11 protein-coding genes and 3 pseudogenes are annotated in these 10,836 nt (G+C 61.5%); 9 read left to right on the top strand and 5 right to left on the bottom strand.

The window, feature by feature from the left end; all coding sequences use genetic code 11:
* Positions 1-383 precede the first annotated feature (383 nt).
* Positions 384-1,727 (top strand): annotated as a pseudogene (locus tag AC13EY_RS01305) (heavy metal translocating P-type ATPase); the annotation flags it as partial.
* Positions 1,724-2,803: a signal peptidase II gene (gene lspA, locus AC13EY_RS01300; RefSeq protein ID WP_233048403.1), complete on the top strand. Its 1,080-nt coding sequence runs from the start codon at positions 1,724-1,726 to the stop codon at positions 2,801-2,803. The pseudogene AC13EY_RS01305 and the gene lspA, both read left to right, overlap by 4 nt.
* 91 nt (positions 2,804-2,894) lie before the next feature.
* On the opposite strand, the gene AC13EY_RS01295 is transcribed toward lspA, so the two are convergent.
* On the bottom strand, positions 2,895-3,461 hold the full coding sequence (locus AC13EY_RS01295; RefSeq protein ID WP_003159185.1) for a recombinase family protein: 567 nt from the start codon (positions 3,459-3,461) through the stop codon (positions 2,895-2,897).
* Positions 3,462-3,642: 181 nt separating this feature from the next.
* Here AC13EY_RS01295 and AC13EY_RS01290 point away from each other — a divergent pair, with 181 nt between their 5' ends.
* The 5 genes and pseudogenes from AC13EY_RS01290 to AC13EY_RS01270 form a co-directional block, all read left to right on the top strand.
* Positions 3,643-3,894, top strand: coding sequence for an AbrB/MazE/SpoVT family DNA-binding domain-containing protein (locus AC13EY_RS01290; protein ID WP_003108276.1), 252 nt, complete (start codon positions 3,643-3,645; stop codon positions 3,892-3,894).
* Positions 3,891-4,286: a type II toxin-antitoxin system VapC family toxin gene (locus AC13EY_RS01285; protein WP_003159186.1), complete on the top strand. Its 396-nt coding sequence runs from the start codon at positions 3,891-3,893 to the stop codon at positions 4,284-4,286. The genes AC13EY_RS01290 and AC13EY_RS01285 overlap by 4 nt, the downstream gene beginning before the upstream one ends.
* An 11-nt stretch (positions 4,287-4,297) precedes the next feature.
* Complete coding sequence (locus tag AC13EY_RS01280; RefSeq protein WP_003159187.1) at positions 4,298-4,834, top strand: hypothetical protein; 537 nt, start codon at positions 4,298-4,300, stop codon at positions 4,832-4,834.
* 249 nt (positions 4,835-5,083) lie between these two features.
* On the top strand, positions 5,084-5,644 hold the full coding sequence (locus AC13EY_RS01275) for a recombinase family protein (RefSeq protein ID WP_115501500.1): 561 nt from the start codon (positions 5,084-5,086) through the stop codon (positions 5,642-5,644).
* A gap of 2 nt (positions 5,645-5,646) precedes the next feature.
* A pseudogene (locus tag AC13EY_RS01270) lies at positions 5,647-6,531 on the top strand (DUF4158 domain-containing protein); the annotation flags it as partial.
* Here the strand turns inward: AC13EY_RS01270 and AC13EY_RS01265 are convergent.
* Positions 6,524-7,834: a DNA topoisomerase gene (locus AC13EY_RS01265; RefSeq protein WP_444542590.1), complete on the bottom strand. Its 1,311-nt coding sequence runs from the start codon at positions 7,832-7,834 to the stop codon at positions 6,524-6,526. The pseudogene AC13EY_RS01270 and the gene AC13EY_RS01265 sit on opposite strands and share 8 nt — an antisense overlap.
* Between AC13EY_RS01265 and AC13EY_RS01260 the strand changes: the two genes are divergently transcribed.
* Entirely contained in the window at positions 7,821-8,171 is a 351-nt protein-coding gene (locus tag AC13EY_RS01260) for a uroporphyrinogen-III C-methyltransferase (protein WP_079742477.1), read from the top strand. The genes AC13EY_RS01265 and AC13EY_RS01260 overlap by 14 nt on opposite strands.
* 208 nt (positions 8,172-8,379) lie before the next feature.
* On the opposite strand, the gene AC13EY_RS01255 is transcribed toward AC13EY_RS01260, so the two are convergent.
* Both AC13EY_RS01255 and AC13EY_RS01250 read right to left on the bottom strand, forming a co-directional pair.
* On the bottom strand, positions 8,380-8,787 hold the full coding sequence (locus AC13EY_RS01255) for a DUF4345 domain-containing protein (protein WP_233048402.1): 408 nt from the start codon (positions 8,785-8,787) through the stop codon (positions 8,380-8,382).
* Positions 8,781-9,749 carry a sterol desaturase family protein gene (locus tag AC13EY_RS01250; RefSeq protein WP_285678047.1) on the bottom strand — a complete coding sequence of 323 codons (969 nt, stop codon included), beginning with the start codon at positions 9,747-9,749 and terminating at the stop codon, positions 8,781-8,783. The genes AC13EY_RS01255 and AC13EY_RS01250 overlap by 7 nt, the downstream gene beginning before the upstream one ends.
* Before the next feature lie 114 nt (positions 9,750-9,863).
* On the opposite strand from AC13EY_RS01250, the gene AC13EY_RS01245 reads away from it, so the two are divergent.
* Positions 9,864-10,115 (top strand): hypothetical protein, encoded by a 252-nt coding sequence (locus tag AC13EY_RS01245; protein ID WP_285678048.1) that lies wholly within the window; start codon positions 9,864-9,866, stop codon positions 10,113-10,115.
* 107 nt (positions 10,116-10,222) lie between these two features.
* Here AC13EY_RS01245 and AC13EY_RS01240 read toward each other — a convergent pair.
* Positions 10,223-10,836, bottom strand: a pseudogene (locus tag AC13EY_RS01240) (transposase); the annotation flags it as partial.

Here is a 10,836-nt window from a genome sequence, read left to right as displayed (position 1 = left end):
TTCTCGGCCGCCTCGGCCTGGAGCTTGGCCTTCTCCTGGTCGCTCAAGGCGTAGCCCTTGCTCTTCCAGGTAATGTCCGTGCCGGTCTTGTTGTTGATGATCCGCCCGGCCGGGTGCCCGTCCAGGTGGCCCACGTAGAAGGGGTCGCCTCAGAAAACGGAAAATAAAGCACGCTAAGCCCTTACTTACCCAGATGTTTGACTGTTCGTGGCACTTTCACCATGGCAATTGCAATTGCCCAACCCTTGCAAAATGCCGCACGCCTCTACAGATCGAGAGCCAGAACACTTCTCGCGCAAATCAACCAAGTGCCGTTTTAACTGCAACAGCGCGGACACACGCATTTCCACCTGTTGAATATGGGCCTCCAGCAGCGTGTTGACCTCCCGGTCGAAAAATCCCCCGGTGATTCGGTGTTCGCTGGCACGATCAACGAATCCGGCTCGTTCGAGTACCGCGTCACCGCCTTGGCCAACAACTCCACTTTGGCCCGGATCATTCACGCGGTAGAGGCTGCGCAAGGTAGTCGTGCGCCGACTCAGCGTTTTGTCGATCAGTTCGCCCGCTGGTACACCCCCGTTGTATTCGGCGTTGCCATCGCCGTCGCGTTGTTGCCGCCGCTGTTCATGGGTGCGGCATGGCTCGACTGGATCTACCGTGCATTGGTTCTGCTGGTGGTCGCCTGCCCGTGCGCACTGGTGATCTCTACACCGGTCAGCATCGTCAGCGGCCTGGCCGCCGCCGCTCGCCACGGCATTCTCATCAAAGGTGGCGTCTATCTGGAAGAAGGCCGCAAGCTGCGCTGGCTGGCTCTGGACAAGACCGGCACGATCACGCACGGCAAGCCCGCACAGACCGACTTTGTCACATGGGGCAATGCACTCGCCTCGGACAGCCGCAGCATCGCTGCCAGTCTGGCGGCCCGCTCAGACCATCCTGTATCCAAGGCGGTGGCACAGGCCGCGCAGACGGACGGGGTTGCCTTGCTCGACGTGGCCGAATTCAACGCGCTGCCCGGTCGGGGTGTGCAAGGCCAAATCAACGGTGCGACCTACCATCTGGGCAACCACCGGATGCTCGAAGAGCTGGGGCAGTGCACACCAGAGCTAGAGCAGCGCATCGCTGCGCTGGAAACCGCTGGCAAGACCGTCGTGATGTTGGTAGGCGCAAAGGCGGTACATGCCTTATTCGCCGTAGCGGACACCATCAAGGACAGCAGCAGGACCGCCATCGCCGAGCTGCACGCACTGGGCATCAACACCATGATGCTGACCGGCGACAACCCCAATACGGCACAGGCCATTGCCGCACAAGCCGGAATCGACCGTGCGCAAGGCAACCTACTCCCAGATGACAAATTGCGCGAAGTGGAGCAACTGGCCCGAAGCGGCAAGGTTGGCATGGTCGGTGATGGCATCAACGATGCCCCGGCCTTGGCGCGTGCGGACGTCGGCTTTGCAATGGGAGCGGCTGGCACAGATACCGCAATCGAGACCGCCGACGTGGCCCTGATGGACGACAACCTGCGCAAGATTCCGACCTTCGTGCGCCTGTCGCGTGCGACGGCGCAGGTGCTGATGCAAAACATTGTGCTGGCCCTTGGCATCAAGGCAGTATTTCTGGTACTGACCTTCACGGGTCAAGCGACCATGTGGATGGCGGTGTTTGCTGATATGGGGGCCAGCTTGCTCGTCGTTGGCAATGGCTTGAGGCTGTTGCGCAAATGAGCTGGAAATTCTTTCTCTACGACTGGGGTGGTCTGAACATCGCGTTGTTCCAAGCCATCAACATGAGCACACCTGCAGCGCTGGAACCGCTGGCATCGTTCTTCAACCTTGTGATAGGCAACTACTGGACTGCACCACTGATGCTCTTGGCGATGTGGGGATGGTCAAAGTCGGCACCTGACCCAACGCGGGCCGATGCCATCCGGTACAGACTCAGAGTCTTTAGCGTGGCCTTTGCGTTGGCATTTCTCGTCGCCACCATCTTGAAGCTATGGATCGACTTTCCACGCCCGCCTGCCGTTTTTGGCGACATGGTGCGCGTTATCGGGGGCATCGAACGACACTACAGCCTGCCCAGCGGGCATGCCACCTATTCCGCGCTGGTGGTCGGCGCGCTCTGGCCTTTGATAGGCCGTCGTGGCCGCATCGGCTTGGTGTTGTACGCCGCATTGGTCGGTTGGTCACGCATCGCAGCCGGAATGCACTTTCCTGCCGATGTGCTGGCGGGGTGGGTACTTGGATTGAGTTGCACGGCGCTCGCCGGGTGGCTGATGCCGCTGGCCGTCCCTGTGTGGCAATCGGCTCGCCGCACATCGACTTGGGTCTGGTTCGCAGTGGCCGCCAGTGCTGTCATGACCGATCAGCTCGCAAAGTTCGCCATCACCCGCACGTTTGCCTACGGTGAACAGGTCGAAGTCACGCCCTTCTTCAACTTCGTCCATGTCCTGAATCCCGGCGCGGCATTCAGCTTTCTGGCGAACGCTGGCGGCTGGCAACGTTACTTTTTCATCACGCTGGGCCTGGTCGTGTCTGCTTGGCTGGGACGCATGCTGTGCCAGCAATTGCCCCGTCTCGAAGCGATGGGATACAGCCTGATCCTCGGCGGTGCGCTGGGCAATGTCGCGGATCGTGTGCTGCGTGGACAGGTTGTTGATTTCCTTGACTTCCATTGGCGACTTGCGCACTGGCCCGCCTTCAACCTCGCTGATGTGGCGATAACTATCGGAGCGCTCTGCCTGTTCTTGACGGTTGTACCGAAAAGCAGTAAAGGCACAGAGGCCGAGGTGTCCGGTTAAGCTATACCCTAACCTGGCGTCAGATCATCCGGTGAGGAAACGTCAGAATAGAGCCACCTTTGTCATTTTCAGAAGACGACTGCACGGAATATCAGGAGTCGGCTGCACTGGTGGATTGCAGCGCGGTGTACAGGGCCGTCTTGCTCACCTTGAGCCGTGTAGCGGCCTCTCGGACATTAAGCCCGTTGGCGATGTGCTCCCGCGCTCGCTGCAACTTGTCGGCGGTGACAACCGGCTTTCGCCCGCCCTTCCTCCCACGAGCGGCGGCGGCAGTCAACCCGGCCTTGGTGCGCTCGCGGATCAAGTCGCGCTCGAACTGGCCCAGCGCGCCGAACACGTGGAAGATGAGCCGCCCGCCTGGCGTGGTGGTGTCGATGGCTTCCGTCAGAGAACGGAAGCCGACGCCTCGCGCTTCCAGCGCGCCTATCGTTTCGATTAGGTGCGGCATAGAGCGCCCGAGCCGATCCAGCCGCCAGACGGCCAGCACGTCGCCGTCGCGCAGGTAGGCCAGCGCATCAGCCAAGCCGGGGCGGTCGGCCTTGGCCCCGGAAGCCGTGTCCTCGAAAACGCGCTCGCAGCCTGCCTTGCGTAGCGCATCCGTCTGCAAGGCGGTGTCCTGTTCCGCCGTCGATACCCGCGCATAGCCGATCAGTGCCATTTGCCGCCTCTCTTGTCCGTCATTCCGTCCGCCTATCTTAATGTCCGACAACCCGTTGTGCAATAACTTTGCTGGACAGTGTCCGGCATGGCCGACTAATGATCGTTTGACGGACATTGACGGTAAGGCATTTTTGCATTACTATGTGAAGCATCAACCTTGATTGCGAGGGCAAACCACCATGACCACATTGACCGTTACCGCACGGGGACAAGTGACGTTTCGGAAGGACGTACTGCAACACCTCGGCATCAGGCCAGGCGACAAGATCGAGCTGGACTTGTTGCCAGACGGTCGGGGCGTGCTCAAGGCGGCACGGCCCGCAGGGACGATAGCCAGCTTTGTCGGCCTGCTCGCGGGCAAGACGCAGAAGGTTGCCACCATCGAAGAAATCAACGAGGCGGCGGCGCAAGGCTGGGCAGGTAAGCAATGAAGGTCGCAGTCGATACCAACGTCCTTGTGCGTGCGGTTGTGCGTGACGATCCCGCACAAGCGGACGTTGCCGCCGCAGTCTTGACCGACGCCGAGTTGATCGCGGTCGCGCTGCCGTGCCTATGCGAATTTGTTTGGGTGCTGCTGCGTGTCTACGGCTTCCAGCAAGCCGACGCGGCCAGCGCGATCCGGGCACTACTGGCCGCCGCGAATGTGGAAGTGAACCGGCCTGCCGTGGAGGCTGGCTTGCTGGTGCTCGACGCGGGCGGAGACTTTGCCGATGGCGTCATTGCCTACGAAGGCAACTGGCTTGGCGGGGAAACCTTCGTTTCCTTCGATAAGAAGGCGGTGGCACTTCTCACGGCGCAAGGGCAATCAACGCGCCTTTTGTGACGGACATGAGCATGAACGAATTCCGCCGACTGGCCGCGAAGATCGACCAACACATGCAGCAGCTTGCCGCCCAGGGTGTCAGCGAGGCCCATGCCATCATCAATCGCATGATGGGGTACGGGCCTGACCTGCACAGGATTTGGGTCGGCACATCCGATCAGCAGCTCATGGCGCTGTCCCGCGAGTTCCCAGGGTTCTACCGCTACGCCCGCATCATGGAAGAGGCATCCGAAGCCGAGCGCCGCAAGGCTTCGCGGCCCTATGACGGCATGGCCGAGTTCTCCGAACAGCACAAGCAAATGGGCGCGCAACTGCTGACCACGGCGGCCACGCTTGAGCGTGGCTACCAGGCGTTTCGTGCGAGCGGCAGTCTCCAAGACTTCCGGCCTCAGCTCGACGAGCTGGGCCGCCTGCATCGGCAATGGCTGTCCGACCTGGAAGCCTTCAAAGACTCGCTGCGCACGCAGGGCGCAGAACCCAAGGTGCTGGAATACGTGAACGAGGCTTTCGGCCGCCTGGCCGAGCGCATCAAGCAGCTTGCCGGTTGATCGCCGGAATTTTCGGCGGTTCCGGCTTTGTCGCGCCGTGCACAAGAGTTCTGAGCAATTCCGATCTCTCGCGGCGCTTCGTGCATAGAACTTCTGACCGTTCCCGGTCAGAAGTTCTATGCACACACGGCGGCCAGCCCAGTGAACTGGTGCAGTCGCCTTCTGAAAACGACAACCTTGCGGATTGTTTGACACAGGCCGTCAAAGGTCATAGATTTCTTCCTGACACATTTTCCTCAGGAGGATACCTTGCACGGTCAGCGCATCGGTTACGTCCGCGTCAGCAGCTTCGACCAGAACCCGGAGCGGCAACTGGAACAGGTTCCGGTGGACAAGTTGTTCACCGACAAGGCGTCGGGCAAGGACACACGGCGGCCCGAACTGGAACGGCTGCTCGCCTTCGTGCGCGAAGGAGACACGGTGGTGGTGCACAGCATGGATCGTCTGGCGCGCAACCTCGACGACCTGCGCCGCCTGGTGCAGAGCCTCACCCATCGCGGCGTGCGCATCGAATTCGTGAAGGAGCATTTAACCTTCACCGGCGAGGACTCACCGATGGCGAACCTGATGCTCTCGGTGATGGGCGCGTTCGCCGAGTTCGAGCGCGCCTTGATCCGCGAGCGTCAGCGCGAGGGTATTGCGCTTGCCAAGCAACGCGGTGCTTACCGTGGCAGGAAGAAATCCCTGCCGTCTGAGCGTATTGCCGAACTGCGCCAACGTGTCGAGGCTGGCGAACAAAAGACCAAGCTGGCACGTGAATTCGGAATCAGTCGCGAAACCCTGTATCAATACTTGAGAACGAATCAGTAAATATGCCACGTCGTTCAATCCTGTCCGCCGCCGAGCGGGAAAGCCTGCTGGTGTTGCCGGACTCCAAGGACGACCTGATTCGACATTACACATTAAGCGATACCGACCTCTCGATTATCCGACAGCGGCGCGGGCCAGCCAATCGGCTGGGCTTCGCGGTGCAGCTTTGCTACCTACGCTTTCCGGGCGTCATACTGGGCGTTGATGAACCGCCGTTCCCGCCCTTGCTGAAACTGGTCGCCGACCAGCTCAAGGTCAGCATCGAAAGCTGGGGCAAGTACGGACAGCGGGAGCAGACCCGGCGTGAGCACCTGATCGAGCTGCAAACCGTCTTCGGTTTCCGGCCCTTCACCATGAGCCACTACCGGCAGGCCGTCCACACGCTGACCGAGCTGGCCATGCAAACCGACAAGGGCATTGTGCTGGCAAGCGCCTTCATCGAGCACCTGCGGCGGCAGTCGGTCATTCTGCCTGCTCTCAACGCCGTCGAGCGGGCGAGCGCCGAGGCGATCACCCGCGCCAACCGGCGCATCTACGACGCCTTGGCCGAACCGCTATCGGACATGCATCGCCGTCGCCTCGACGATCTGCTCAAGCGCCGCGACAACGGCAAGACGACCTGGCTGGCCTGGCTGCGGCAATCCCCGGTCAAACCGAACTCGCGGCACATGCTGGAACACATCGAACGCCTCAAGGCGTGGCAGGCGCTCGACCTGCCCTCCGGCATCGAGCGGTCGGTGCACCAGAACCGGCTGCTCAAGATCGCCCGCGAGGGTGGCCAGATGACGCCAGCCGACCTGGCCAAGTTCGAGCCGCAGCGCCGCTACGCGACTCTGGTTGCGCTCACCATCGAAGGCATGGCGACCGTCACTGACGAAATCATCGACCCTTGAGGTCGGGGTAGGTCTGCTTGCATGTGGGGAAGTTGCTGCAACCCCACCAGAATTGCCCCTTCTTCTTGCTCGGCCGGCGCGACAAGCCGCTGCCGCAGGCCATGCACTTGTGAAGGGATGACACCGGCGCGGCTTCCTTGCCGCCGGCGATGGTCACGGCTCCGCTGTTGGCCTTCGCCACCTGGTCGCGGATGAACGTCTCTTGCTTCGTGATGAAGGCGTCCAGGGCGGCCGTGCCCTGCTCGACGCCTTTCAGCATCCGCTCGTAGAGCGCGGTCAGCACCGGGCTTTTCACAACCTCGGGCAGCGCGTCGATGACGCTGCGGCCGAGGGTCGTGCTGATGATCTGCTTGCCTTTGACGGCCAGGAACTCGCGCCGCTTCAACTCGGAAATGATCGACGCGCGGGTGGCCGACGTGCCGATGCCGTCGCCCTCGCGCAGCATCTTCTTGTGCTCGGCATCGCTGACGAACTTGTGGATGTTCTCCATCGCGCGGATCAGCGTGCCCTCGGTAAAGCGCGCTGGCGGCTTCGTCTTGGCGTCCTTGCGGGTGGCGTCCGTGCAGGTCACGGCGTCGCCCTGGGCCATCGACGGCAGGGCCTGCGTGCCGCTGTCGTCGTCCTCGTCCTTCTCGCCTTCCTCGTCGGCCTGGCTGTACACGTCACGCCAGCCGTTGCGCGTGACTACCTTGCCGCTCGCGGCGAAGTTCTCGCCCGCGATCTCGACGCCCACGGTGGTCTGCATGTACTCGTGCAGCGGGTAGAACTGCGCCAGGTAGGCGCGCACGATCAGGTCGTAGATGTTGCGCTCGCGCTCGCTGAGGGCGGCCTTGCTGCCCTTCTGCATGGTCGGCACGATGCCGTGGTGCGCGGTGATCTTCGAGTCGTCCCACGTCTTGGACTTGATACGCGGATCGGCACCATCGACCAGGCCGGCCAGTTCGGGGTTGACGTGCTTGATCGCCTCCAGCACGCGCGGCGCGTCGGCGTGCTGCGACTCCGGCAGGTAGGCGCAGTCGGTGCGCGGGTACGAGGTCAGCTTGTGCGTCTCGTAGAGCGCCTGGCAGGTGTTCAGCACGTCCTCGGCGCTGTAGCCGAACTTGGCCGAGGCCAGTGCCGTAATGTCGGACAGGGCGAAGGCCAGCGGCTGGTTCTGCTTCTTGGCCTCCTGTTTGTACGCGGCGATGGTGCCCGGCTGGCCCTTGACGGCGGCCACCAGGGCGTCGGCGACGGCGGTATCGACAAGGCGGCCTTCGCTGTCCAGGCCGGCTTGATCCTCCTGCGTGGTGTTTGTCACCGGCCACGCCAAGCCGGGCGATGCTGGCACCGACTGGCGTGCACTGGCTGACACCGCGCGCCAGGCCAAGTTGACGCTGGTGATCTACATGGGTGTCAGCGGTGCGCAGCGCATCCAGGACGAACTGCTGCACGGCTTGCCCGCCGACACACCGGTCGCCATCGTCCAGAACGCCAGCCTGCCGACGCAGCGCCACGCGGTCTGCACCCTGGAAACACTGAGCGCGACGATTGCCAGCGAACAACTGACCAGCCCCAGCGCCATCATCGTGGGCGATGTGGTGCGCGGCGTGACGACCAGCCAGCGCGCTCTTCAGAGCCTGTTCACGGGCACCTGAAAGGGCAGAGCCCCGCTCGGTCATTTCTTGGCAGGCTGTGCCGGTTTGCGCGCAGACTTTCAAGTTCATAGAATCCCCTGCGACAAGCGAGCCGCGCGGCATGCCAGCGGGCCTACTTCTGAACCCACAACACAAGGAATATGTATTTGTCCATGTGCATTTGCGGTGGTTGGGCCTTGGCCATGCCGTTTGAACGTAGCGTACCGGCTTACGCGAACGCGCCGCGTTTGGGGACACCGCGCACTGTATGTTGCAGGATCAGCGCTAAAAGCAGTGCCGCAGTTTCAAACACCAGTAGAAAGTTGGCCAGATCATTGGGCTGACCATCCAGGAGCAGGCTCGATACCCGCCCGGCAACCAGCCCGCCGAGAAATGCCGCGCAAAACCACAGCGCGTGGCGGGTGAGCGCTGGAAGCAGCGCACCAGCCAGCATCATGGCGCCGAAGCTGAAGTGCATGCCGCCGTAGATGGAGCGAATTTCGTTGGTCGCGGTAACGGTTGTTGGTGCGAGGTCGAGGGCGGCCATCGCCGCCTCCGGGTTTATCGTCGTGTTGATGCCAATTGCCATGAAAGCCAGTGCGTTAAGGATCAGGAAACCTTTGGCAATCGTCAGCATTTCGGTGAAACCTCTTCGTGTCGTTCTACGGTCCAGGTATGGATAGGTTCGTGGCCCTCGCGCTGCCACGCCGGGGGCTTCCATAAGTGCTTCAGGCGTTCGCCCAATGGGCCCGGCGCCATGACATCGCGAATCATGTCGACGAATTCATGCAGATTCAGTACGAACCAATTGTGGCTCTTGATCTGCCGCGGCGTACCGTAAACCACCTTTTCCTCTTCGGGTTCGTAGGTGCCGAACAGGTGGTCATACAGCATGATTACGCCGCCGTAGTTTTTGTCCACATATTGCACATTCCGGCCATGGTGTACGCGGTGATTGGAAGGCGTGTTGAACCACCATTCAACCCACGGGTGAAGTTTGGGTATGGATTCGGTGTGTACAAACCACTGGAAGGCCAGGTTGGCCCCGAGCAAACCCAACATGACTTCGGGCGTAAAACCCATCAACACCGCCGGTACATAAAATATCCAGGTGCCGACGATGCCATTCAGAATGCTCTGCCGTGCCGCCGTCGACATGTTCATGATCTCGCCGGTGTGGTGAGACACATGCTGGGTCCAGAACCAACGAACACGATGCGCGGTACGGTGATACCAGTAGTAACAGAGTTCCTGAACAAAAAATGCCAGCACGACCGTGCCGGCGTTCATCGGGATGGAGAAAAAGCGGTGATCCCAGACCACCGTGAACAATGCGGCGACAAATAGCACGTTCATCAACGCGCCAGACACGTAATAGCCCGCGCCTAGCGAAAAATTGGCGAATACTTCGCGCAGCCAGAACGGTTTGCCCGCCGTCAGGTTGGTGTTACCTGATTTGATGCAGGTGTAAAGCCATTCGATCAGGAATGCGCTGACGAATACCGGAATCATCGGGATCAGAATCATCTCGTTCAAGGTGGGCTCACGCCCGAAAAGCGCCGTCATGCCTGAAACGATCGGCGTAAACAGTGTGTCCATCAAAGATTCCTCACTCGGTTATTCTGCGAATGCGCGAAATTGTCGTTGAACCTGTGGCCAGGTTCTTGACTTCCGCGTATGGTTTTTTGACATCGTGTGCCAACCGGAGTCTTGATGGCGACAGGCGCCCAGGTCTTTGCCCGAACCACCAACCTCGTCAGACGGTTCATGGAAGCTGAGGGAATCCGCAGCACGGTCGTACGCCGCAAGCTGGATGAGGCCAGCCGCTTTGAGCGCATGCCGATCGAGCTGTGGTGGGCGCTACTGCAGGATCTGGCCGACGCCACGGATAGGAAATTCAACCGCATGAGGCCAAGTATGGCACGAGTTTTGGGCCTCGAAACACGTTCGGCCAAGGAAGGTTGAGCGCTCGCTTGCCGCTCAATGGCAAGAGCTTGGGAGGCAGTATGCATTTGGGCCTGGCGCGCGCGCAGCTGCTTCCCCGCAGCGATGGATACCGCCGCTTCACTGGGTCACCAATTGACGCGCTGGTCTACCTCGTCGGGTTGAGCTGCCAGATCCCAATCCGGCTCGCCTTGCGCACCATCATCCACCGGCGCGTCGCAGCCCTCCCACAGCGGTGGCCCGCGTGCCGGGGTGATGTGCGGGGGGGGCAGACTCCACCCCGATGTGGTTCAGGATGTGGCGGATTTCGGCGCTGTGGGTGATGAAGGCAATGATGCGCATCTGCCCACCGCACATGGGGCACAGCAGCGGAAATGCCTCGTAGATGCGGGCAATCAGCACCGCCCACAAGTAATGCGCCGCTCGCTTCGGGCGTGCTTCAGGTTCGGGTGTGGGTGTGGCCGCGTTGCCCGGCGCCGCCACCCCAGGTACGCCCGCGCCAGGTTGTGCAGTCTCCACCGTGGCTGGTTGCGACGCAGCAGGCTGAGCCAGCGCCGTTACCGCCGCTCTCAGCGGCGAGTTTGGTGCCAGCACACCAAAGTAGCGGTGCCGGTGGGTGCGTGGCGGTGGCACCAGCGCGGCGATGCGGTCGATCAGTTCCAGCGGTGTGAGGTGCAGCTCATCTGCCTTGGCACCACGCTTGTCACTGGTGGGCTCGCTGCGCTGTTTGGCACAGCGGTAC

This window comes from Halopseudomonas sp. L-58, from assembly GCF_056859475.1.
Note: the sequence above shows the minus strand (reverse complement) of the source record. Positions and strands in the feature narration are given on the sequence as shown.